The organism is Streptomyces sp. NBC_00654 (genome assembly GCF_026341775.1).
Taxonomy (GTDB): domain Bacteria; phylum Actinomycetota; class Actinomycetes; order Streptomycetales; family Streptomycetaceae; genus Streptomyces.
This window is the reverse complement of the sequence record NZ_JAPEOB010000002.1, coordinates 140,353-163,160: the sequence shown is the minus strand read 5'-3', so window position 1 is coordinate 163,160 and position 22,808 is coordinate 140,353. Positions and strand designations below refer to the sequence as shown.

18 protein-coding genes and 5 pseudogenes are annotated in these 22,808 nt (G+C 69.2%); 12 read left to right on the top strand and 11 right to left on the bottom strand.

Annotated elements, in window-relative coordinates:
• Positions 1-102: 102 nt before the first annotated feature.
• Complete coding sequence (locus OHA98_RS21010; RefSeq protein WP_266928160.1) at positions 103-1,125, top strand: NAD(P)/FAD-dependent oxidoreductase; 1,023 nt, start codon at positions 103-105, stop codon at positions 1,123-1,125.
• Between the two features lie 257 nt (positions 1,126-1,382).
• Here OHA98_RS21010 and OHA98_RS21005 read toward each other — a convergent pair whose 3' ends face one another.
• From OHA98_RS21005 to OHA98_RS20995, 3 genes are all read right to left on the bottom strand, one after another.
• Positions 1,383-2,300 carry a PaaX family transcriptional regulator C-terminal domain-containing protein gene (locus tag OHA98_RS21005; protein WP_266928159.1) on the bottom strand — a complete coding sequence of 306 codons (918 nt, stop codon included), beginning with the start codon at positions 2,298-2,300 and terminating at the stop codon, positions 1,383-1,385.
• Between the two features lie 346 nt (positions 2,301-2,646).
• Positions 2,647-3,474 (bottom strand): alpha/beta fold hydrolase, encoded by an 828-nt coding sequence (locus OHA98_RS21000; protein ID WP_266928157.1) that lies wholly within the window; start codon positions 3,472-3,474, stop codon positions 2,647-2,649.
• A gap of 42 nt (positions 3,475-3,516) precedes the next feature.
• Positions 3,517-4,740 carry a saccharopine dehydrogenase family protein gene (locus OHA98_RS20995; protein ID WP_266928155.1) on the bottom strand — a complete coding sequence of 408 codons (1,224 nt, stop codon included), beginning with the start codon at positions 4,738-4,740 and terminating at the stop codon, positions 3,517-3,519.
• 80 nt (positions 4,741-4,820) lie between these two features.
• Here OHA98_RS20995 and OHA98_RS20990 point away from each other — a divergent pair, with 80 nt between their 5' ends.
• Both OHA98_RS20990 and OHA98_RS20985 read left to right on the top strand, forming a co-directional pair.
• Positions 4,821-5,447, top strand: coding sequence for a GNAT family N-acetyltransferase (locus OHA98_RS20990; protein ID WP_266928153.1), 627 nt, complete (start codon positions 4,821-4,823; stop codon positions 5,445-5,447).
• Positions 5,448-6,241: 794 nt separating this feature from the next.
• Positions 6,242-8,548: a M20/M25/M40 family metallo-hydrolase gene (locus tag OHA98_RS20985; protein WP_266928151.1), complete on the top strand. Its 2,307-nt coding sequence runs from the start codon at positions 6,242-6,244 to the stop codon at positions 8,546-8,548.
• Positions 8,549-8,822: 274 nt separating this feature from the next.
• Here OHA98_RS20985 and OHA98_RS20980 read toward each other — a convergent pair whose 3' ends face one another.
• A complete protein-coding gene (locus OHA98_RS20980) occupies positions 8,823-9,194 on the bottom strand; it encodes a MerR family transcriptional regulator (protein ID WP_266928149.1) in 372 nt (123 codons plus the stop codon).
• A gap of 67 nt (positions 9,195-9,261) precedes the next feature.
• Between OHA98_RS20980 and OHA98_RS20975 the strand changes: the two genes are divergently transcribed.
• Entirely contained in the window at positions 9,262-10,497 is a 1,236-nt protein-coding gene (locus OHA98_RS20975; protein ID WP_266928147.1) for an MFS transporter, read from the top strand.
• A gap of 628 nt (positions 10,498-11,125) precedes the next feature.
• Complete coding sequence (locus tag OHA98_RS20970; protein WP_266930831.1) at positions 11,126-11,719, top strand: hypothetical protein; 594 nt, start codon at positions 11,126-11,128, stop codon at positions 11,717-11,719.
• Here OHA98_RS20970 and OHA98_RS20965 read toward each other — a convergent pair.
• Together OHA98_RS20965 and OHA98_RS20955 are read right to left on the bottom strand one after the other, a co-directional pair.
• A pseudogene (locus OHA98_RS20965) lies at positions 11,677-11,853 on the bottom strand (IS630 family transposase); the annotation flags it as partial. The gene OHA98_RS20970 and the pseudogene OHA98_RS20965 overlap by 43 nt on opposite strands.
• 602 nt (positions 11,854-12,455) lie before the next feature.
• Positions 12,456-13,757 carry an MFS transporter gene (locus OHA98_RS20955; RefSeq protein ID WP_266928146.1) on the bottom strand — a complete coding sequence of 434 codons (1,302 nt, stop codon included), beginning with the start codon at positions 13,755-13,757 and terminating at the stop codon, positions 12,456-12,458.
• 56 nt (positions 13,758-13,813) lie between these two features.
• On the opposite strand from OHA98_RS20955, the gene OHA98_RS20950 reads away from it, so the two are divergent.
• From OHA98_RS20950 to OHA98_RS20935, 3 genes are all read left to right on the top strand, one after another.
• Positions 13,814-14,830, top strand: a complete 1,017-nt coding sequence (locus OHA98_RS20950; protein ID WP_266928144.1) for a helix-turn-helix transcriptional regulator — start codon at positions 13,814-13,816, stop codon at positions 14,828-14,830.
• A 1,046-nt stretch (positions 14,831-15,876) separates the two neighbouring features.
• Positions 15,877-16,104, top strand: coding sequence for a hypothetical protein (locus OHA98_RS20940; protein ID WP_266931012.1), 228 nt, complete (start codon positions 15,877-15,879; stop codon positions 16,102-16,104).
• A 304-nt stretch (positions 16,105-16,408) separates the two neighbouring features.
• Positions 16,409-16,990: a restriction endonuclease gene (locus OHA98_RS20935; RefSeq protein WP_266928143.1), complete on the top strand. Its 582-nt coding sequence runs from the start codon at positions 16,409-16,411 to the stop codon at positions 16,988-16,990.
• A 285-nt stretch (positions 16,991-17,275) separates the two neighbouring features.
• Here OHA98_RS20935 and OHA98_RS20930 read toward each other — a convergent pair.
• Positions 17,276-17,473 (bottom strand): annotated as a pseudogene (locus tag OHA98_RS20930) (hypothetical protein); the annotation flags it as partial.
• A 16-nt stretch (positions 17,474-17,489) separates the two neighbouring features.
• Positions 17,490-18,057, bottom strand: a pseudogene (locus OHA98_RS42725) (ATP-binding cassette domain-containing protein); the annotation flags it as partial.
• Between the two features lie 763 nt (positions 18,058-18,820).
• Between OHA98_RS42725 and OHA98_RS20920 the strand changes: the two are divergent.
• Positions 18,821-19,150 carry a hypothetical protein gene (locus OHA98_RS20920; RefSeq protein ID WP_266928141.1) on the top strand — a complete coding sequence of 110 codons (330 nt, stop codon included), beginning with the start codon at positions 18,821-18,823 and terminating at the stop codon, positions 19,148-19,150.
• Here OHA98_RS20920 and OHA98_RS20915 read toward each other — a convergent pair.
• Positions 19,105-19,554: a hypothetical protein gene (locus OHA98_RS20915; protein ID WP_266928139.1), complete on the bottom strand. Its 450-nt coding sequence runs from the start codon at positions 19,552-19,554 to the stop codon at positions 19,105-19,107. The two genes, OHA98_RS20920 and OHA98_RS20915, sit on opposite strands and share 46 nt — an antisense overlap.
• Positions 19,555-19,755: 201 nt before the next feature.
• Positions 19,756-20,211: pseudogene (locus tag OHA98_RS20910) on the bottom strand (transposase); the annotation flags it as partial.
• Positions 20,212-20,256: 45 nt separating this feature from the next.
• Between OHA98_RS20910 and OHA98_RS20905 the strand changes: the two are divergent.
• From OHA98_RS20905 to OHA98_RS20895, 3 genes are all read left to right on the top strand, one after another.
• Positions 20,257-20,577: a hypothetical protein gene (locus OHA98_RS20905; protein WP_266928137.1), complete on the top strand. Its 321-nt coding sequence runs from the start codon at positions 20,257-20,259 to the stop codon at positions 20,575-20,577.
• Between the two features lie 194 nt (positions 20,578-20,771).
• Positions 20,772-20,930, top strand: coding sequence for a DUF6233 domain-containing protein (locus OHA98_RS20900; RefSeq protein WP_323179614.1), 159 nt, complete (start codon positions 20,772-20,774; stop codon positions 20,928-20,930).
• Positions 20,931-21,357: 427 nt separating this feature from the next.
• Positions 21,358-21,924, top strand: a complete 567-nt coding sequence (locus OHA98_RS20895) for a dihydrofolate reductase family protein (RefSeq protein WP_266928135.1) — start codon at positions 21,358-21,360, stop codon at positions 21,922-21,924.
• A 526-nt stretch (positions 21,925-22,450) separates the two neighbouring features.
• Here OHA98_RS20895 and OHA98_RS20890 read toward each other — a convergent pair.
• Positions 22,451-22,700, bottom strand: a pseudogene (locus OHA98_RS20890) (IS1182 family transposase); the annotation flags it as partial.
• Positions 22,701-22,808 lie beyond the last annotated feature (108 nt).

Sequence of the window (22,808 nt, the reverse complement as noted above, 5' to 3'; positions counted from 1 at the left end):
GCCTGGTGGTTCACGTGGCGGGTGGTGGGGGTTTGCGATATTGGCAAGGCTTTTTGTTGGCCTGTTGTCCGGTGGTACACGCTCGGGGTGGAGGTGATCGCCATGGGCGGTACGACGGACGATGTGCGGGACAGTACGGGGAGCGCCACTTTTGACGGGGGCGTGTACGACGTGGTGGTGGTGGGCGGGGGTGCGGCGGGGCTGAGCGCGGCTCTGGTTCTGGCCAGGGCGCGTCGCCGGGTCGCGGTGGTGGATGCGGGCGGGCCGCGCAACGCTCCCGCCGCGCATATGCACGGTTTCCTGTCCCGGGACGGGATGTCCCCGGCCGACCTGCTGGCGGTGGGCCGGGCCGAGGTCGCCGGTTACGGGGTGGACGTGTTCGAGAGCCGTGTGGATCAGATCGACCCAGGCTTCTCCGTCCGTCTGGACGGTGGTGCGGTGCTCGGTGCCCGCCGGGTCGTGGTGGCCACCGGACTGCGGGACGAGCTCCCCGCGATCCCCGGCGTGCGGGAACGGTGGGGCAGGGACCTGCTGTTCTGCCCCTACTGCCACGCGTACGAGGTGCGCGACCAGCCGATCGGGGTGCTGGGTACCCACCCCGGCGCGGTGCGGCACGCGCTGCTCTTGCGACAGTGGTCGCACGATGTCGTGTTCTTCCCGCACACCCTGGACCTGGGTGAGCGGGAGCGCGAGCAGTTGGCTGCCCGCGGGATCGTCGTCGCCGCGGGGACCGTCAAGCGTCTGGTGACCGAGGACGACCGGTTGCGCGGGGTCGAGCTGGCCGAGGGGCATGTCGTCCCGCGCTCCGCAGTGTTTGTCTTCCCGCACATGGTGCCCCACGACTCCCTGCTCACCGGTCTGGGGTGCGAGCGGGACCTCAACGGCTGGGTGACCACCGACAATGCGGGCCGGACCAGTGTGTCCGGGGTGTGGGCGGTCGGCAATGTGTCCGATGCGAGGGCGCTCGTGATCACCGCTGCGGGGCAGGGGGCGGCAGCCGCGTTCGCCCTGAATCATGACCTGGTCGAGGAGGACGTCGAGCGGGCGGTGAAGGACGCCGGCCCTTCGCCCCGGGAGCCGCGGTATGTGCCGCGGCCGGCCCCACGAGGCGCCGCGCCCGACTGACCACCGGTCATTGAGCCGGCCGGCCCCCGGCCCCGTGCTTCGTCAGGATGCCGGCAACCAGGATGGATCGGATGGCGAACAACGGCCGGCAGCCGGTGTGCCCGCGGAAGAGGGCAACCCCTGGGTACACCGCGCTCCTGCGGACGAGCAGCTCAAAGTCATCCGCTGCGAAAAAGCCATCCCCTACGACGAGGAATGGCCCGGCCGGTACACGGCTCTCACGTCCCGCGTTACGCATCCGGTACCCGGCTTCGGGCTCACCCGTCGCGGCGCTGCCCTGCGGACCCGGTTCCCCTGACAGCGTCGTCGTAAAGGCGGAACAGGCGGACGTGCTGCCCGGCCGCTGTGCCGGACTGCCCCAGCCGGTCCAGGAGCTGCCAGCACTGTGCGACGAGCCGACGTGCCTCGGTTCCCGGCCAGGGCCGGGGGAGCAGCTCGGGCGGCAGAAGAGGGTCGGGCTCCATCGCACGGCTGAATTCGGCGGCCAGTTCGACCGCGATGGTCAGCTGCTGGAGCGAGGAGGGGTCGGCCTCGTCCTGGAGTCGGCGCAGCCGCGGCTCGGCCACGGAAGCGAGTTGCCGATAGCGATCGGCGATCTCGTCCTGCGGCCACAGGTTGCGGGCAAGCGCGGCTGGATCACGTACATCGCCCTGACGCAGGTCGTCGGTGGTGAGGAGGGTGAGGCGGTCGTGGATGCCGAGCCGGCGAGCCGCGTCCTCGACGTAGGGTTCCCATGCGTTGGCGCTGACGTAGAGGCCACCCTGGACGGGGGCGCCACCGAGCCGGGTGAGAACGGCGCGCAGTGTGTCGCGCGCCGTGCGGGTGTCTTCGGGTACGGCGAAGGCGACCAGGTGCCAGATACCGTCCCAGGGGGCGAGTCCCGCGTCCTGCCGGAAGGCGTGCGCGACGAACTCGACGTCCGGCCCCAGAGCCTGCACGGTAGCGCCGGTCGCCCGTAGCAGTGCTTTGCGCCCCCTGCCTTCCTGGACGAAGCGCCCCTCTGCCACCAGCCGCTTGATGCACAGGCGTACCTGCTGGTCGGTCATGCCGAGCTGGTCGGCAGTGGCGTAGAGCTCGCCGGCGTCGACCGTGTGGTCGGTACGGATCAGAGCCTCGACCAGCATGCGGGTGGGGACCTGGACGGGCGCTGTCGTTGTGTGGAGCGAGTCGGTCATGAAGTGGCGGGCCTTTCTGGTACGTCCGAGGGTGCGGCGCGTTGTGGTGTCGAGCCGCACCTCCGCAGGCCGCGCGGCCAGGAAGTGCGCTCGGTATACAAGGGACGGTATCCGTGCCGCTCGTACAGTGTCCTGGCGCGGGGGTTCATGCCGGCGTCCAGCCCGCCACCCCGGCACCAGTACTCCTCACGAGGGCGATCCGAGCGTCGCGGGGAGCGTCACCTCTTCACGCCGTCGCACCTGTCGGAGGCGGGTACACGTACCCGGGGTACCGGGGCCGGGGCGGGTCACGCCCCGCGGTGCCGTGGAACCTCCCCTCTCGCTTGAACCGGGCGTGGTTCGGGACCTATGGCCTGTCCCAGAACGAGCCGAGCATGACGGCGACCTCGTCGGCGCGCTCGATCTGCGGCATGTGGCCGGTCCGGGGGAACAGATGGGTGCGTGCCCGGGGGAGAGCGGTCGCGGCGTTCACGAGGTGGGTGGCCGGCAGGATCCTGTCATGGGTGCCCCAGACGACGAGCGTGGGGATGTCGAGCGCCGAGACCTCGGTGAGCAGCTCCTCGCGCCAGCCGCGGCGTACGCCACGCCACGAACCGAGGGCCTGGGACTGGCGCCGGAACGTCTGTGCCGCCCCTTCGCGACGGGAGAGCGCGAGTGCCAGGGCTACCCGCTCGGGTGTGGCGAAGGCCGGGTCGTAGAAGATGGAGCGCTCCGACATCAGCGCGCTGTCCGCATGGGGACGCAGAAGCAGCCGCCAGAGCAGCGGAAGGCCGAGGATGCGCAGGGTCCAGGTGACGTCGCGGCCGAACCCCGCGCTGTTGAGCAGCGCCAATGACGCCACCCGCGCGGGGGAATCCGCGGCGATCCGCATCGCGACGGCTCCGCCGAGCGAATTGCCCACCACATGGGCGCCCGAGGGAACCCCGAGCACGTCCAAGGCCCCTGCGACGTGCCGGGCCAGTGCCGCGAGGCGGCAGTCGGGCAGGGCCTGGGACTGCCCGAAGCCCGCGAGGTCGATGGCGATCAGCCGGTACCCGCTCAGAGCGGCCCGCAGCGGCTCCCAGTCCTCCAGGCTGCGGCCCAGTCCGTGCAGCAGGACCACGGGCGGGCCGGTGCCCGTCGCCGCGTAGCGGACGCGAAGCCCCCCGACCTCGACGAATTCCGCTGTACGCACGCCGACCCCTGGTTCCAGTGATGTCACCGGTATCTCCTCGTTTCAGTTGCTCGGGGTGACAGTGGTGATCACGCAGTTGCCGGGGTGTTCGCTGTCGGAGGTGTGGGGCAGGTGGTGGGACAGGTCGAGGAAGAACCGCTCGGGTTCGATGACGGCCTCGGGAGGGTGTACGCCGGGCCGGCCGCTGGTGCCGTCGAGAAGCTGGGCGAGCCCCAGGGCCAGCGGGATTCCGGTCGCCTCTGCCATGTCGTCGATCAGCGTGGTCATGCCGGACGTCTCGGCGAGGCGGGACAGGACGGTGACCGGCCTGCCGTCGCGGGTACCCGTGGCTGCGGCGAAGAACGGCGGCAGCGACCGGGGGCCCTTGAGGCCCATGGCGCCTGCCACGGCCCGCAGGCCGCGGGAAACTGAGGGTTTGGCCAGGTCGACGGCGGCGGTTTCGTTGGTGAGTTTGCCGGCGTCGATGTCCCGGCGCAGAACGTCCAGGTAGGCCAGTGTGCCTGGGGTGATGACCATGAGGTTGGCGGCCTCGCCGGTCGGGCGGAAGCTGCGGTGGAGGGTGACCGGCTCGGGATGGCCGACGGTGTACGCCGTTCCGGAGTGCTCGGGGGAGAGGGTCAGCGTGACCGGACGGAGCGGCCGTCGGTGTACGAGCTGTCCGTCGCTGACGACGGCCACCTTCCCGCTGATCTGCTCCATCCAGTGCACGGCGGCGGCACTGGGCCGCCCGTCGGGGTCGAGCAGCTGATCGTCGTCCTGATCGTTGCCGGAGACATCGACGGGCCACGCGGTGTACAGGTTCTGGACGTGGTCCAGCTGCTGGACGGCTCGTGCGGCCAGCAGGTTGCTGACCCCGGGACTGGCGCCCATGCCCACCACCGCGCAGACCCCGGCGGACCGTGCTTCCTCGTCCAGATCGAGCATCTGCAGGGTCGGCTCCCAGTCGTCGCAGATGTCCAGGTAGTGCGTACCGGTCGCGATCGCGGCGCGCAGCACGGTCAGGCCGAAGCGGTAGTACGGGCCGACGGTGTTCAGCACGACGTCGGCGTCAGTCATCGCGGTCCGGAGGGCGGAGTCATCGGTCACGTCCACCTGCAGGGCCCGCATGGGCGCACCACCGGCACCGGCGAGGTTGCGTACCAGGCTCTGGGCCGCTTCAAGGCGTTTGTCGGCCACCACGATCTCGGTCACCTCGGGCAGCCCGGCAGCCACCCGCACCGCCACCGCTCCCATCGCACCGGGTCCGCCTAGTGCCAGGATCCTCATTCGCTCTTCCTCTCTAGTCCGTTACGATCGAAAGCTATACGATCGGTTTTGAATCGAGCAAGTGCTGATGAAGGAGGACCATGAACGACTACCAGTTCCCGGACACAGCTCCGCACCGGCCGGAGATCGACGACTGCCCGTCCGTGGATGCCTGCGTAGGTGTGCTGGCCGATGCGTTTGCCCGTGAGTCGGCGACCTCCTGGATCTGCGGCAGTTCGTCCGCCACCAGGGAGAACTGGTTCGACGCCACCCTGCGCGCCGATGACACTATTCCCGGATCGCGCCGTTATGCCCTGACCGGGGACGACGGCCGCCCCGTCGCGGCCGCCGTCCTCACCCCGCCCGGATCTCGGCTCTCACCTGCCGCTCAGGCGCAGTGGGCGGCCCGTACGCTCGCACGTTGCGGCCCCCGGTCCGTGCAGCGGACCCTGCGCTACCTCGAACTCACCGAAGCCGGTGCGCCCGAGAGTGCCTGGACGCTGGAGTTCATCGGGGTGGTTCCCGCCGCCGCGGGCCGCGGGGCGGGGAGGCGTCTCCTCGACCGTCTGCTGGCCGACACACCAGTCACGGCCGGGGTCTACCTCACCACCGCGGACCCCGGAAATGTGGCGCTCTACCAGCACTTCGGGTTCGTCACCCAGAAGCGCCTGTCCGTCGGACCACTGAATGTCGCGACCATGCTGAGAAGGCGTACAAGCAGTCCGTAGCCATGGGCGGCCCCGTGCGGCTGTGTCGCCCTCCTCCCATGGGCTGCGCTCAGACCTGGGCGTCGTGATCGCATTCGGATGCCACAGGTCCGGCCCACCGGCAGCTCCGCGATCGAGGCGAACAGCAGCTCGTTCGGCCGGGGCGTGAACTCTTCCCTGCCTCCCAACAGTCGGCTGTCGCGCAGCGTGTCCGCACTGCTTGGTGCAGCGCTCCCGCACACCGCCGGTGAGTGCTGTCGTATGACGGCCGAGGTCACGGTCCCTGGCTTTGTCGACCACTCGCGAAGTCACTTCTCGACGGCTCGGGGAGGCGCTCGCCGGGCCCGGACCTCGGTGTCGATGAGTACGGGAGGCGCCTCTGGTCTGGCCGAGGTCTGACTGTGGCAGCGGAGCCACACCATCACGCCACCCGAGCTGCCCGAGTTGCCCGAAAACTCTGCGCTTCGTCATCGGCAGAGCCAGTTTCCGGAGCGAAGTCCATGCGTCGGCCGTGAGCCGGCCTCGCGCAGGGCCGGCTCACGTTCTCCGAGGCGCCCCGGTCTGTTTCCCGGCCGCAGGTCCTGGGTTTCCGCAGGCATACAGCGACTCCGTGCCCTGGACGTTTCGGCCAAGCCGATCCGCAGGGCCGATCGAGATCGGTTCGGACAGCTTCAGCGACTCCGAGATGTTCCCCGACACCAACCCGCTCAGGCTGCGCGACCGCGCCGGCGAGCGCTACACCGCCGAGCTGCGGAACGTCGCCGTCGACGCATTTGTCCACTGTCCCCATCCCACTCCCGCTATGAGGTATATCCGTGCAGTTCCAGACCACGATGCGCAGACGAGTACCGGCCCTGGCCGCTCTTCTGCTGCTGTTCCTCACCGCTTTCGCGGTCACGCAGCCGTTGCGCGCCTCCGAGCCGCGGCCGGTCTCCGCCCCCGTCGGCGAATTCTCGGCGTCCCGTGCCGTTGCCCTGCTCGACGGAATCGCGAAGGTGCCGCACCCGACGGGTTCGGCCGCGCAGGCGGACGTACGGGAGTACCTCGTCGGTGAGCTGCGGAAGGTGGGTCTGCGGCCCGAGGTCCAGAGCAGGGTGGCCCCTTCAGATGTCGACGAGCTGCCGGCCGTGGTCGGTTCCGTCTCCAACATCCACGCCACGATTCCCGGCAGGAAGCCCACCGGCCGGGTCCTCCTCGTCGCCCACTACGACTCCGTGCCGACCGCCCCGGGCGCCGGCGACGACGGTTCAAACGTCGCCGCGATCCTCGAAATCGCCCGTGTGCTCAAGGCCGGAGCGCAGCCCCGCAACGACATCGAGTTCCTCTTCACCGACGGTGAGGAACAAGGGCTGCTCGGCGCGCAGGCGTTCGTCGACGCGGAGGCCGGCTCGCCCCGGGCCGCTGACCCCCGGCAGACCGTGGTGCTGAACATGGAGGGCCGGGGCACCTCCGGGCCCGTCGTGATGTTCCAGAAGGCGGGCACGGGTCTCACCTCCGCCGTACGGGCCTCCGGCGCACTCACCACGTCTCTCTCCGCCGCGATCTACGAACGGCTGCCCAACGACACCGATCTGACAGTCTTCGACGAGGCCGGGATGCGCGGTCTCAACTTCGCCTTCATGGAAGGCTCCGCGCACTACCACACCGCCCACGACAGCATCTCCCGGCTCGATGCCGCGAGCGTGCAGGACATGGGCGACGCGGCCCTCGGAGCGGTCCGCCAGCTCGGCGGCACGGACCTCTCCCAGAGCGGTCCGGACGCCACGTACTTCTCCCTGTTCGGCACGGTCGTGTCCTACCCGGCATGGCTGACCCTGCCGCTCGCACTGGCCGCCGCACTGGGCGTGCCCCTGCTGCTGTGGCTCGGCCGACGCCGAGGCCTGTCCCCCGGCGGCGCCGGACGGGCCGCCCTGACCTTCCCGCTCACGTTGATCGGCGCTGCGGCCATCGGACTGGCCGGGTGGTCGGTGCTGAGCCTGGCCCGGCCGGACTTCGCCCTCAACGAGGGCAGCGTCTACCACCCCGGCCGGTACGCATGGGGCGGAGCGTTGCTCCTCCTGGCGCTGCTCGTCGCCTGGTACCGCTGGGCGCGCCGCAAGGCGTCACCGCTGGACATCGTGATGGGCGTGCTCGGCGTTGTCGCGATGATCGCCGTGGTCAGCGCCGTGCTGCTGCCCGGGGGCGCCTACCTCTTCACCTGGCCGGCACTGATCGGACTGGCGGTCGTCGCGGTGACGCTGCGGTTCACAGGGGCGGAATCCCCATGGCGCGCGGTGGCCGGAGCGGTGGCCGCAGTACCCGCTGTGGCACTCGTCCTGCCGGTCGTACTCCTGCTGCTGCCCGCCCTGGGGCTGACGCTCGCCGCGGCCCCGCTGGTCCTGGCGGTACTGCTCGTGGCGTTGTCGCTGACACTCCTGGAGCCGCTTCCCTCGCGCCGGGCATGCACGGTCGGGATGCTCGCGACGGCGGTGGCGGGCGCGGGCACGCTGGTCGTGGGTACGGCCCTCGACGGCTACAGCGCCGACGAACCCCGGCCGGTCAGCCTCGGCTACGTCCTGGAGTCCGACACGGGCAAGGCCACCTGGGTCAGCCTCGGCGACACCTCCCAGCCCACCGTCGGCAAGCTCCTCACCGGTGAACCGGCACGCTACGACGACCGCATCCCTCCGCTGGGCGACGTCGCGCTCACGAACGGACCCGCCAAGGCCGCACCCCTGGACACACCGCGTACCGCGAACGTCTCAAGCACCGAGGCCGACGGCATACGTACGGTCCGAGTCCGTATCCAGGGGCCTGCCGACGCCCACACCCTCGCTGTACACGCCGACACCCGTGCCCACCAGATCCTCGACGCCACCATCGAGGGCGCGAAGCTCACCGGCGGACCGAAGCGACCGGAGAGCGGCTGGGACTGGAGTTTCGACTACGCGGCCCCGCCCGCCGACGGCATCGACCTCGTCCTCCGCACCCGCGGCAAGGGCCCCCTGCCGATCCGCGTCGTATCCACCGCCGTCGGCCTGCCGGGCGAAGTCGGTGCGCCCACTCTGGCCGCGGACGAGAGCTGGGCGAGCTGGCCGTCGGTCGCCGGACAGACCCTCGTCGTACGGACCTTCCGGCTCTGACCACGACGCACGAAAGGCCCGCCACGCTCTGAGGAGCAGGAGCAGGAGCAGGAGCAGGAGCAGGAGCAGGAGCAGGAGCAGGAGCAGGAGCAGGGCTCGGCCTCATGGGCCTATCGTGAGGCCGAGCCCCCGGCGGCAACGACTCCAGGGGCCGGGTCCGTGGCGCCGAGGCATTTCGGCAGACCATCTCCATCAGCGGCGACGACAAGGTCCTCGTCGGTGTGGGCGAATGGCGGAACGGGGTAACCGGCGTCCCCACCTCGCGCGGTGACAGTCATTCCTCCGGGACGCGCCGTTCGGCCGCATCGAGATACGCGCTGATGGCGTCGTGATTGCGGGTGAGATAGCGGATCTTCTCGGCCATCCGATCGCGTTCGTGCTCAAGCGTTTCGACCATGTCGGGCGTGACGTAGGGCATGTGGATCGTCTGGGGCTCGTTCAGGCACGGCAAAATGTGTCGGATCACGCGTGTGGGGAGACCGACATCGAGCAGGCCGCGAATCTGGTGCACCCGGTCGACGAGGTGCTCGTCGTACTCGCGGTAGCCGTTCGGCATGCGGTCCGGCTCGATCAGGCCCTGCTCCTCGTAATACCTCAGAAGGCGGATCGGGGTGTCCGTGCGCCGGGCGATCTCTCCGATCTTCATCGGTCCCCTCTCGTGTGGCGTGCCTGATTTGACCCTCACATAGGTGTGAGCCTTCAGGGTTGAGTCTATGGATACTCAGACCCGCACTCAACGCCGTTCCGGCAGGGCCGAGGCAAGCTCGACGGAGCGATTCCCGCTCTCCGGGCTCCTGGCGCTCGCCATGGCCGGATTCATCACCTTGCTCACCGAGACACTGCCCGCCGGGGTGCTTCCCGCCATGGCGCGGGACCTGGACGTCACCATCTCGGCGGCAGGGCAGAACGTCACCGCGTATGCGATCGGCTCGGTGATCGCAGCGTTCCCGCTCATGAAGGCGACTGCTGGCTGGCCTCGACGGCGCTTGCTGTTGGCCGCCATCGCGGGGTTCATCATCTCGAACACGGTGACGGCGCTGTCGAGCACCTTCGTACTCACCCTGGGATCGCGGTTTCTCGCCGGGATGGTCTCTGCGCTCATCTGGGCGTTGCTAGCCGGATACGCGAGGCGCATGGTCGCACCGCATCGGCGCGGTCGCGCACTGGCGATCGCCTCGGCGGGTACGCCGGTCGCCCTCGCGCTGGGTGTTCCAGCGGGCACGTTCCTTGCGCAAGTGCTGGACTGGCGCATCTCGTTCGGCCTCATCAGCGTTCTCACCGCCGTCCTCGCCGTCTGGATCCGACGGGCGATCCCTGAGTTCGCAGGTCAAGCGCGTGGTGAACGGCAGCAGCTGCTGGCTACCTTCCGGCTGCCCGGTGTGCTCCCGATCTTGGCCATGACGACGGCGTACGTGCTGGCTCACAGCGTCATGTACAACTACATCGCGCCCTTCCTCGGGCCGATCGGCCTCGGAGATCGCGTCGATGCTCTGCTCCTGACCTTCGGAGCGATCTCATTGCTCAGCATCTGGATCGTCGGGGCGTTGATCGATCGCCACCTGCGCCCACTGGTCATCGCGAGTTGCGTCCTGTTCGCTGTCGCCACGCTGGTGCTCGCCCTGTTCGCGGAACTTCCCATACTCGTATTCGTGAGTGCGGCGATCTGGGGACTCGCGTTCGGCGGTGTCGCAACGCTCCTCCAGACGGCAGCCGCGGAGGCGGCGGGAACAGCTGTCGACGTGGTGCAGTCCCTGTTCGTCACTGCCTGGAACCTCGCCATCGCGGGCGGCGGCATCGTCGGCGGAATCCTCCTCAGCACCGCAGGATCCCACGCTCTGCCCTGGGCAGCACTCACCATCCTGATCCCCGCACTGGTCGTTTCCATCGCGGCGCATCGACACGGCTTCCCCGGGACGGCGGGGCGCCGCGCCCGAGAGGAATCCGTATGAGCGGACCTCGTTCACACGGGCCCTGCACGTCGGCCGCCGCTCGTTGATCGCGCCGACCGGTTTTCCCCCTCGGCACGCAGCCGTGACCGCCGCCTCGGCATCGCCGAGATCACCGGGGCCTTGCTGCCTCGACGACGGTCACTAGGCTGTCCGCGGAAGCTCAAGCCCTGCGCTACCCCGTTCAGCGACAAAGATGACGGTGATAGTCGGCCTGCGGCCGGGTTGGGTTGCTGCCAGGCTGGCGTTGGTGTTCCGGCATGACCCGAAACGGCAACTGGCGGCTCGTCAGAGCTTGCCGAGCCCCGAGGTGTCTGCATGACGTCGGCGTCGGCCTGGCCCACCCGGTTGGCTTGATCAGCAGCTTGTCCGCCATTTCGACGTGACTCATCACAGTTCTGCCACGCGGTGACTCCACCCAGGCCGCCGCCGACCAGGGCCGTCCAGCGTTGAAGAAGAACAACCGGGTGACCATGTTCGCAGAACAGGTCGACGGCGTCATCGGCGCCGTGCTCGCCAGCACCGACTCACCCGCCAACACCCGGGGTTATCAGCAGCTGCTGGACTTCGCCCGACAGCACATTCCGGGCCGGAGGGTACCGGCTCCCATGGCACCGGACTTGCCGCCTTCCTGGAAGCGGCTGGCAAAGGTGTCGCCGAGGTGTGCCGGTCCAAGCGTCCCACGGTCCGATGCGGGCGCAAGACTGACATGCTTGATGCTGTCCGCGCGGCCAGGAAAGCCCTGGCGACCGAACATCTCATCAACCCACGACGGCGCGGTGAGCGCGAGGCACTTCGTGTCCTATGTGCCACCCGTCAGAGCGTCGTCCTGGCCTGCACGGCAGCGATCAACCTGCTCAAGGCCCTGATCATCTCGGCGCGGGCGAGCTCCGCGTCGAGCTCCAGGGTAGTCGCGCCAGGAAAAGCTCTGGGCGTGTGTCGAAAGTCCCGCCTGGCTCGCGACGCCCGGCACGCACGCTCGCCGCGTTGTCGGCGTTGTCCGCGTCGTCGGAGTGTCCTTGTACGTCCAGTACGAGGACACTCCTCCGCCTTGCGATCGCACGCACCGGACGAGTGTCCTTGTACGTCCAGTACGAGGACACTCCTCCGCCTTGCGATCGCACGCACCGGACGCCGTGAGCCCCGCCCTTCGGGCGGACGGCGCCACTTTCGACACACGCCCCTGCGCCCGTCACGGTTGCCGTCGTCGCGGCGCGGCCGATAGATCAGCCTTGACCGTTGGCCGGGTCTGTCGCAGGTCGGAGCCGCGATGGAGATCCGCCCGCAGGATCGGCCCCGCACCCGCACCACCGGGGTCCGGCCGCGCTGTGACCAGGTCCTGACCTGCGGCGGCGTCATGGAGAATCCGGCTTGGTCCTCGAAGACGAGCCAGGCTCCACGGGCCGCCGCGAGCCTTCCGCGCGGGGCCGCACCTCCTTGGCCAACCCCGCGACCGCATCGTCGTCCCGCTCCATCGCTCTGCGGGCGCCGGCGCCTCACAGGACCAGCCGCTACGCACCAACAGCTTCCACTCACCCTGGATCGTGCACGTCAGATGGAAGCGCCGGCCGATCACCGTCCTCACACGGACCAGCGTCCAGCGATGGTCCTCCCAGCCATGCGCGGCCGGCCCCTTGGCCGGCTCCGCCTCCAGTTGCGTGAAGTGCCTTTCGCTCAGCCACGGGAGCGACGCCGGCCCCTGCGACCGCAAGGACCGCGGGTCGCCCTCGGCCCACGCGTGACGCCATCGCTGGACCGAGCGGACACCGACCCGCAGATCCCTGGCAATCGCTGTACTGTCCTCGCCCCGGGCCGACTGCCTGGCCGCCCGGCCGCCCGGAGCCGTAACTCCTCGCGGAACTGCTGCCGTTCGGCCGTCAGCCCGCCCCCTTGTGGGTACCGCACGACTCCGGTGATACCGCAGCCAACGGCCAGCCGTCACCCTCTACGACACCACGAGTTCAACCGCAGTAGTGGGTGGGCTTCGACTGTTCGGATTCTTGTGCCGCGCGGCGGGCGGCGAGCGGAAGGGCGAGTGCCGCACTGGCGAAGAGTGCCGCGAGGACCGTCCAGCCCGCGGTGCCGTGAGGAAGGACGAACGTGGTCAGCAGGCCCGGGCCGAGTGCCTGACTGACAGAGATTCCGGTTTGGTAGATGCCCTGGTAGGTGCCGTGGGCGTGGTTGGGGGCCAGGTCGTAGGAGAGGGTCCAGCTGCCGGCTTGCGAGGTGACCTCGCCCAGGGTGAGAAGGACGACGGCGGCCAGGAGGACCGCGCCGGCGGTGACCGGTGATCGGTGGGCGGCGCACGCGGCGGCAAGGCATGCGGCTGCGACGAGGAGCCCACCGAGGCGGAAGGCGCGCGCTGCCTGGGCCGGGCCGGTGATGCCGCGGGCGGCACGGACCTGCAGGGCGACGACCAGGGCCGTGTTGGTGACCAGCAGCCAGCCGACCATGGCCCGGGGTGCGCTCGTGCAGGTGAGGAGCCACAGGGGCAGGGCCACTTCCAGGACGACGTAGAGGGTGTTGACGACCGCGTTGAGCGCGGTGACGGCAAGGTAGGGCAGGTCACGAAGTGGATGGGGCGCGCGTCGCTCGGGCACGGCGACGTCCCGTGCTGCCGCGGGCTGCGCGGCCGGCGGCCGTGTCGCGGTGGGGATCCGGCGAAGCGGGATCAGCGCGAGGAGGAACGCGGTGGCGCTCACGCAGATGGCTCCTCGGTACGCCGCGTCGCTGTCGAAGGCGAGGAGAACCGATCCGAGGGCGGCGCCCGCTCCGATGCCCACGTTGTTGACCGCCCGCAGCAGCGCGAGTGCGCGGGTGCGTATGCCGACGTGGAGGGCGTGGGCGTACAGGGTGCCGCGCGCGGTGGCGTTGGCACGGCTGCCGGCCGTGGCCAGACAGGCCAGTGCGAGGAAGACGGGGAAGGAATCGGCCACGGCGTACAGGCCGATCGCAGCCGCTTGCAGGAGGTGCAGGAAGGTCAGGACGGACTTGGCACTCCATCGGTCGCACGCACGGCCGGCGGGGAGCGAGGCGAGGATCCCGCACAGCCCGGCGACTGTCAGTGCCAGCCCGACCCGCGAGGTGGAGTATCCCAGACCCTGGGTGAACCACAGAGTGCTGATCGTGAGGAAGAGTCCGTTGCCGACGGCGTTGACCGACAGCAACGCGGCGATCCTTCGTACGGTCGGATCACTGATCAGCCGGGTCGTCGGGACGGCAGGCGCCCGGGAAACGGGCGCGGCGGTAGAGGGAACGGTCATGTCCCTCAGCACAGCTTCGGCCTGGAGTGGGCGGAATGGTTTTACCCTGGCGCTTAATGATTCGATTCCGCCTCGATGTGGCCGACCTCGCCGCGACCTCGTTCGCCTACTCTCCGTTGCAGGAGACCGTGCTCAGCCTGCGGATGTGGACCGGGCACGCGTGGCGCTTCCCTGCTCTGCGCGAGACCTTCGCCGCCCTCCGCCCGGCCTTCGAGCACCTCGATCACGTACTGCTCACCTCGCTGGTGGCCCGTCGCAGGTACTGGGTCCCCGACTTCCTCACGCCCCGGCCACCCACCTCGGCACCTGACGTCCGCCGGGAGTTCGCCGAGCTACGCGCCACCGACCCGGCCGTCGTGCGAGTGGGCCTGGAACAGACGTTCCTCCCGCTGGGCGAAACGGTCCCGGCCAGGCTGACCGGCGCCTGGGACGACCCGGAACGCCTGCTCCTCGACATCGCTGACGCACTGGAGGAGTACTGGACCTCGTGCCTGCGGCCCGTCTGGTGGCCGAGAGCGAGGGCGGTACTCGAGGCCGACATCGGCCACCGCGCCCGCGTACTGGCCGAAGGCGGCGCGAACGCCCTGTTCACCGGTATCAGCGGCCGGCTGTCCTGGGCCGAGAACATGCTCAGCATTGAACGCGACGGTCCCTGGCCCTCGCTTGCGACCGAGATTCCCATCGACGGACGCCGCCTGCTGCTGACCCCCAGCTGCTTCGCGGACGGCGTCTCCACCATGCTCAGCTCACAGGCTCCGCCCCATATCGTCTACGGCGCGCGGGGACTGGCAACCCTCGCCGAACGCCCCGCACCACCGGCTGCCCGAACGTTGCAACGACTCCTGGGCGCGCCACGCGCGCGTCTGCTCACCATGCTGACCGAGCCTGCCTCCACCACGGAACTCGCCCACCGTCTCGGCGTCACCCCCGCCGCCGTCAGCCAGCATCTGTCCGTCCTGCGCGCGGCTCACCTTCTGGAGCGCACCCGCCATGGACGTCACGTCCGCTATCGGCTGAGCCCGCTCGGCACGGCCCTGTGCGAACCGCACCTCGGCCATGGTTCCGACCACTGACCCGGGCCTCTCGGACACGTCGCGCCAGACGGTGACAGTCAGGACACCGGCGAACAGGCCTCCTCGAAGCGTTGCTCGGACCCGTGCGGGGCGCCGCTCTCGGAGATCCAGTGTGGGCGCCGACTACCGCCCCGGCCTCCGGCTTCGACACGATCTCGTCCGCCTGCTCGTTCGCGATCCCGACAGCGGCCAGGGCCTGGAAGGCCATGGACCGCGCGCTCGGGGCCTCGTGCTGGTGCCGGCTGATGCGGGCCGGCTCCTGGCCGTACGCATCAGCGTCGTGCTGCTCGGTGCTCACGCTGTGCCGCCCTTGTCGGTTCGGGTGCGGTGGGCGATCCAGTCCGGATCGCGTACGGGCGCCGGCGCTCGCGTCCCGGTTGGACCAACATCCCGGTCACGTTCTGGACGTCCGATACAGTGCCGACCGAGCGTTGAAGAGCCGCTCGCCAGGACGACGCGCCGTCGGCGCCGCGCCCGGCAGCGGCCCGACTTCGTACAGGAGACGCACGACTGACCGGCGACGACAGTGGGGCCGGACAGGATCACCCTGTCCGGCCCCACTATCCGTTCCAGGCTGCACAAGGGCGGCGGCCGCGGTGATGACGACAGCGGTTGCGACCATCGCACCCTGATCGCGGACAGTTCTCCATCCGTCCCAGCCGAGCCGGACCGAGCGCACCTACTGCACGAGTTCCTCGCCTGGTGCACGACGTCGCCAGGTTTTGTGGGCAGTTCGCTGCCAATCTCCTCCAGGTGAAGCGGGACGAGGAGGAAGGCGCACTGCCACTCCACGGGCCGGGCACCAGGACGCGGCGATGTCCTCCAGCTGCTCTCGGCGGTCATGGCCCCGGCCGACGACCGAACCGGCAGGCCCTCGGCACGCCGTTGCTCGTTCTCAGCGGTCTTGCGGGCGGCGGCCCGCGGCTTCTTCAGCCAGACGCCCACCTTGTAGCCCTGGTGGGTGGCGTCCAAGGGGGCGAGCAGGTGTCCGTTCGTCTCGGCCCATCCGCGTACGGCGGCCAGGCCATTTCCCACGCGACGTCGTAGTGCGGCCACTCCATGCCCAGCTTCCCCAACTGGGCGATGCGGTGCTCGTGTGCGACGCGAGCCGCGAAGGCCTGCGTCTGTACTACGGCTACGGCAACGGCGACGTCGAACACGTCACCCCGCAGATCCGGGCCGACGTCCACGCCGCCATCACCACCAGCCTGGAGCGGGACTGGCCGCCCTGCATCCAGGGACTCATCGACCGCGGCGCCATCCAGACCCAGTAGCCCCGCACCACCCCGCCACAGGCCCGGCCACCACCCAGGCCGGGCCTGTGGCCGTCTCCACCCCCCTCGCGCCGGCCAGCCACCCGGGCTCCGCGTCGTCGTAACCGGCCTTCAGCTGTCCAACGTGCGGAGTCCGTGCGCGACCCCATTGACGACTCGCTCGGCTTTACGCCGAAGGGCTCGCCCGTTCTCGCTGCAGAGGCCGGAATCGGTGAGAGTCCGGCCTCTGTGCCTGGATGGATCCGTACCCGGTTGGGGAGCCGTAGAGCGCACGGACAGCCGGATCAAGGGAGGGGATCGGAGCATGGGAACGGGAACGGTGCTGTTGGTGGCCTTAGCGGTTCTGGTCGCAGGGGGTGTGACGGTGGCCCTGGTGCGTGCCGGGCGCCGCGAGGCCGAAGCCGAGAAGATCCGGCTCGCGGAGCAGGCGCGGCTCCAGGCGCTGCGCTCGATGGAGGCGATCTGGTCTCTGGGGGACCGCGAGTTCGAGGAATACGTCGCGGACCTGTGTCGCCGGGACAGCTGTACCGAGGTTCGCCGCGTAGGCGGCGCGAACGATCTGGGTGCCGACGTGATCGGCCGGCTGCCGGACGGTCGGAAAGTCGTGGTGCAGTGCAAGCGATACGCGAAGCACCGTACCGTCGGTAGCCCGGACCTTCAGAAGTTCAACGGCACCGCGCGCAGCGAACACGGAGCGGACGTTCCGCTGTTCGTCGCCTCGTGCAAGTTCACCAAGCAGGCCCGGGCCTTTGCCGCCCGCCACGGTCTGGTCCTCGTCGACGTCGACCTGCTCGGCTTCTGGAACAGTGGCACAAACCTGGCCGCGCTTCTCGACCTGGACATCGGCCGCTCCGGCACCAACCGGAAGCTGGCCCCCGACAACTGAGCTCTTGTTCTGCTCAGCGGCTGGCGTCGACTCCCTTCCCGCCGTGCCCGTGCCCGAGCGGCCGCAGCTCTCGACTACCAGGGAGCCGCCCGGTGCCCGCCGCAGGCTGGTGCCCAGCACTGCGGGGTCTGCCGAGCGGAGGCGGTCAGCGCGGGCGTCTCGGCCACTTCGAACCGAGGCTGAACTGCGCCGTCGACCAGTGGTAGCCGAGCACGGTGAGGCCGACGCACCAGGCGATCGCGATCCCGGCGTTGTTGCCGATTTCGGTGCCGAGGAGGAGGCTGCGGAGCGGTCCGCGCCGCGGCCACCGATGCCGGCGCTCACCACGTCGCCGAAGATGATGACGAAGAGCAGCAGCATCATGATCGGCGTCAGCAGCAGGTTCAGGGTCCCGGACGGGTAGCGCCATGCGTGCAGGAGGGTGCGGCGCAGCATCATGTTCGAGTCGCGGACGGGGAGAGGAGCACATCGGACAGAATCCATGGGCTGGTTGGGGGGCGTTGGCTGGGCCGGTCAAGGCGAAGAAGACGTCGTCGAGGTCGGGGGTGTGGACGGTCAGTTCGTCCGCCTCGATGCCGGCGGAGTCGAGCCGGTCAAGAGTGGAGCGCAGTTCGCGTTGACTGCCGTCGCTGGGGATGGACAGCGACAGTGGCTTGTTGTCCCGGGTGATTTCGCGCAGGGCGTCAGCGGCGGGCTGGTAGGCGACCGGGTCGGTGAAGCGGAGCCGGATATGCCCGCCCTGGGATGAGCCGTTTGAGCTCCTCGGCGGTGCCGTTGGCGGCGATTCCGCCGTCGTTCAACACGGCGATGCGGTCGGCGAGTTCGTCCGGCTCGTCCAGGTACTGGGTGGTGAGGAAGACGGTGACGCCGTCGGAGACGAGGCCGCGGATGATGCCCCACACGTTGTGGCGGCGCGGGTCGAGGCCGGTGGTCGGTTCGTCGAGGAAGATGATCCGCGGGCTGGCGACCGGCGTCATCGCGAGGTCGAGGCGGCGCTTCATGCCTCCGGAGTAGGCCGACGCGGGCTTCTTCGCGGCCTCCACAAGGTCCAAGTGCTCCAGGAGTTTTGTCAGCGCGGCAGTTTGGCCGCCCCCGATCCCAGCAGAGCCACATCGGCAATGCGGCCGCACACCGGACGCGCGCCCTGTCCCGGCAGGCGGCACCCAGTGCGTGGCTGTGTTGAGGATGCCGGGCACCGCACGATGCCCAACAGTTGGTGCACGGAGCCCCCCGATGCCCGACACGGAACAGCTGGCAGGGCGGAAGGACGAGCAGAGGCGGCGGGCAGCAGCATCTGCCGAGCGGTCAGCCGCTCCCAAACAGCCGACGGGCAAGCCGCCTGCCGGGACTGGTGGATCTCTGTGTGCAGCACGAACAGGATGCCCTGCAGAGAGCCACGGTTGTTCAGAGGCAGCCGCCCCGGATTGCTCGACCGGCGCCGCCTGACCAGCAGCAGCGGCTCGATACGTGCCCAAAGATTGGCCGACACCGCCCACGGCGGACCATTGCCCTTCCCCATGCTCCGTCCAACAACCCACCAAGGAAGCGGACATGGCTTCCCCAGCTCTTACTGTTAGCTCCTCTAAGCACAGAGAACGTCAGGCCGCATCTGCCAGTTGACTGCCCCGCCTGCGCTGAGGGGTTCCCGCTGCCGCTGAAAAAGGCGGCGGCCCCACCTCTGCTGGTGGGGCCGCCGCCACCGCGTTCGCGGGCGTCGAGCGGAGAAGCGACGCTGCCTACAGCGAGGGTGTGTCATCGATCCGGAAGCTTGCGCCGCAGTAGATCCATCGTCGGTCCGGTTCGACGGTCAGACCCGGAGGTCAGGGGCTGGTGTGGCGCCACGGTGCCTACCGCTACGGGCCGTACATCGCCGGGTACGGCAAAGACGAAGGCGCCGTCGCTGAGATGCAGAGCGCCATGGACGTCACCGGGACCGACGTCCATAAAGAGCTGGCCGAGGCCATCCCGTCCGCCTGCACCGAGCACATCGGCCGCCAGTTCATCACCACCGGCAGGCGGGGCGCCGCCAGGGTGCCGGACCCGCAAGACCGGCTCGCCGCCCTGGCAGGCTCCGCGTCCGGGCCGCGCAGCCTGCTCATTGTGTCGGACGTTCGTCAGCAGGTAACCGGAACGTCCAGGGTCACCGGGCTGGAGGGATAGCCGAGAGCGGATGAGGTGAACTCGGCGTGGACGGTCGAGCCGCAGGGGACGGTGCCGCCGACGCCACGGACCTGGGTGGTCGCGGCTTGGAAACGGACCGGCTGCACCAGGTGGCCGAGGGAGGTGCCGCCGACGACGTTGCCGGTGAGGGTCGTGGTCAGGTCCTTGACCGGGAGCGTGGAGCCCGGGCTGGGCGGGCCCGCCAGGCTTATCTGGCCGCGCAGCTGCACGCTGTTGCCAGTGACTTCGGCGCACACCTTGGTCAACAAGCCCACCCGGAGGGCGGACGGACCGCACGTCACGGTGGTGGCAGTGGTGGTGGGGGCGTGTTCGGCGGTGGCCGGGGCCGCGCCGAATAAGGCCAGGCCCATGGCCGCGGTGGAGAGCAGAGCGATACGAGACATGAGGGAAGTTCTCTCTGTTCAGAGGTGTCGTTCATAGGCATCACTGACGCACTCAGGATGCAGTTGCAATGTGATATTGCACTGGACTCAGTATGTGTGGAGACCACGTGAAGGGTCAAATCTCGTACCTCCATGGGATCTTTGCGCCGTCACCCTTCTCTTGTCCCGCCGAGTGACGCGTACGCCGGTGCTGAGCAGGCGGACGAGGAAGGGCAGTCCGTTCGCGTCCGACGGGACGTGCATCCTGGAACCCGGTTTGCCCCGGTCCACGGGGTTCGGACCTGCGAGTTCGCCCTCTTTCTCGCGCGGACATGGGCGGAGTCGAGGACAGCGGTCGAGGACAGCGCGTGAGAGATCGAGCGGGCCGGCATCGTCGAGGCGGTGCGGGATCTCCTCGTGCAGCCGGCCCCGGACCCCGGCCCTGGACCGGATCAGGAACCGGCGGTGAGCGGTCGACTTCGATATCCTGAAGCAGGGTGGCAGGGCCCGCCAGGCGCACCCGCTGGCCTGGACGTAGATGATCGCGGCGAACAGCGTCTCATCCGACGTGTCCTGCGTCCCACCACCTTGCGGCAGCACCCGGGAACGTGGGATCAGTGGCTCCGCGATCTCCCACAACCCGTCCGGAACCATCCAACTCCACGTACCCCGCCCCATGCCGAGGTCAGCGATGCCTCACCACATAGGACACGGTCCTGGCGTGTGTCTCAGTACGACTTTCCCCCGAACCTTCGCGACGCCCAGCTCGCTCTTCTCCGGATCCGTGACGAGTGCGAGGAGTGCGGCCGCACGCTGCCGCGGTCGGACGAGCCGATGGACGGGTCGCCCTCGAAAGAAGCCACTCCCGGCTACATCGAGGACGAGGCCGCCCGGCTCGCCGAGTACCGGAACCGTGTGCTGGAGCTGAGTACCGCCGTGATGACGCACCCGTACTGGGAGACGCTGAGTGGGCCCGACCGCGCGGAATCCCGTACCGCACTCAAGCATGCCCATGAACCGCCGGCCGTGGAGAAGACGGCGTAGCCGCATGTCTGACGACCGCATCTCCGATCTCCCGGCCGACCTGCTGCGGCTGTACATGCTGCGGACATGGCACGCCGTGTGGGTCGTCCGGATCGATGAAGCCATCGCGGCCGCCGAGCAGCGCGAGAAGGAACAGCTCCTGGGCGAACGGGTGCGCCCGCCCACACCCGACTGGGTGATGGAGCACGGCATCGGTGTCGGTGCACCCGCGATGGGGATCCACGTCAGCGGCTGCTACGCGGCGGGGGGAGCGGCTGAAGGTCATCAGCCGGGACCAGGCACTTGGGGCGCTCGCGGAGGGGATCCGGGCCTGTACCCACTGCCGGCCAGACGCCGCCCTCGGAATGCCGTAATCCGTCGGGTGACAGGCGCATCGGCACCCGGACTGAGCGGGTGCGGGCGGCCGGGTGCGGCGTGAGGATCAGTAGTACGGGCAGCGGCCCGGCGCGCCCGGCCCCTGGGGCCGGCTCTCCCTTCCGGCGCTTCCGGCCCGCTTCCCGACTGTAGGTCTCGCCGCTCGTGACATGGTGATCTTCCGTGACCTGGGCGTTCTTGGCTGTCTCACGGCCTTGTCACCATGATCAGTTTCAATCCACGGCATTTCCTCGCGAGGGCGAGGGCGAGGGCGAGGGCGAGATCAGGAGGCTTGTACGAGTCGGCCGAGTACACCACGCTGAGAACCGAGCACGAGGGCTACCGGCGAGCCCAGATCGCGCACCGATGAGTTTTCCGCGCCGCACTGGTCCATATGCCGGACACCCACGAACAGAAGGCTGAGCCATGCGGAAACTGATCTACGGCATGAACCTGACCCTGGACGGCTACATCGCCGCGGCCGGCGACGATATCGGCTGGAGCGGACCGCCGAGCGACGAGCTGTTCCAGTGGTGGCTCGACCACGAGCGGGCGAGCGGCCTGTCGCTGTATGGGCGCAAGCTGTGGGAGACGATGAGCTCCTACTGGCCGACCGGCGATCAGCAGCCCAACGCCACCCCGGCGGAGATCGAGTTCGCGCGGAACTGGCGGGACACGCCGAAGGTGGTGTTCTCCTCGACGATCGACAAGGTCGACTGGAACACCCGCCTGGTCACCGGCGACGCGATCGCCGAGATCACCCGGCTCAAGGCCGAGGACGGCGGCCCAATGAACATCGGCGGCGCAACGCTCGCCGGGGCGGCCATGCGCGCCGGGCTGATCGACGAGTACTTGATCGCCGCCCATGCGGTCCTGGTGGGCGGCGGCACGCCGTTCTTCACCGCGCTGGACAGCTGGGTGAACCTGAATCTGGTGGAGACGCGGACGTTTCCCGGCGGCGTGGTCCTGACCAGGTACGAGACGAGGCGCTGAGCACCAGCACCCACGCGGCAGACCAAGTCTCACCTTTGAAGCATCTGCCTTCCGGAAGGCAGATGCTCACAGCGGCATCGAACAGGTCCACCGCCCCTCCCAGCCAAGGCGCGCGTCTACAGGCTCGGCGTTCCATGGTGAAGGAGTGTGCGGAAGCGTTCAGACTTGGCGACTCGAACGAGTGACGCTCCTGAAGTGCGAGTCTCAGGAACATGGCCAAACGGCCACATGACGGCTACTCGGGCTGAGATCTGGCCACGAAAGTTGAGACTCTGCACGACCCACCCGTCAGGGGGTCTTGGAGGAAACGATGCCGAGGCCTTTGTGGACCGGTGCCATTTTTTTGCCTGGTTAGGTCCGCCTCGGAGTAGTAGCCCGCGTCGAGGAGCGCCTGACGTGCGTGGATTCCGGTGTTCGCGGCGGATTGGTAGAGCATGCCGGTGTAGTTGAGTGCGTCGGCGGGGCTGGTCATGACGTCGGCGTCGGTGGTGATCTGGTGCGCGTCGTCCCCCACGGCCTGGGCGTTCGCCCGCGATGAGCGCACCCCGGTGGTGTACCCGTGGATCAGCAGCCGGACCATCAACCGCGGTTCGTACGGCGGGAACCCGCGTTCTCTCGGTGTAGGACGCCAGGATCGGGCCCAGGTCGAGCACCTCGTCGACCAGTTCGGCCACGAATCGGGCCAGATGCCCCTCGGGCAGCCACTCATCAAGCGACGGCGGCAGCATCAGCATCTGATCGGGGACGGACGCCCGGAAGGTCTTCTTCACCGCCACCGTCGGCTCGGTCCCCGGCTTCACCACCGACGCCGAATCCACCTCGAACAGGCCATCCCAATCAGACATACCAGGATTCCCCCATATGGAAGATCACGTCCAGGGGGC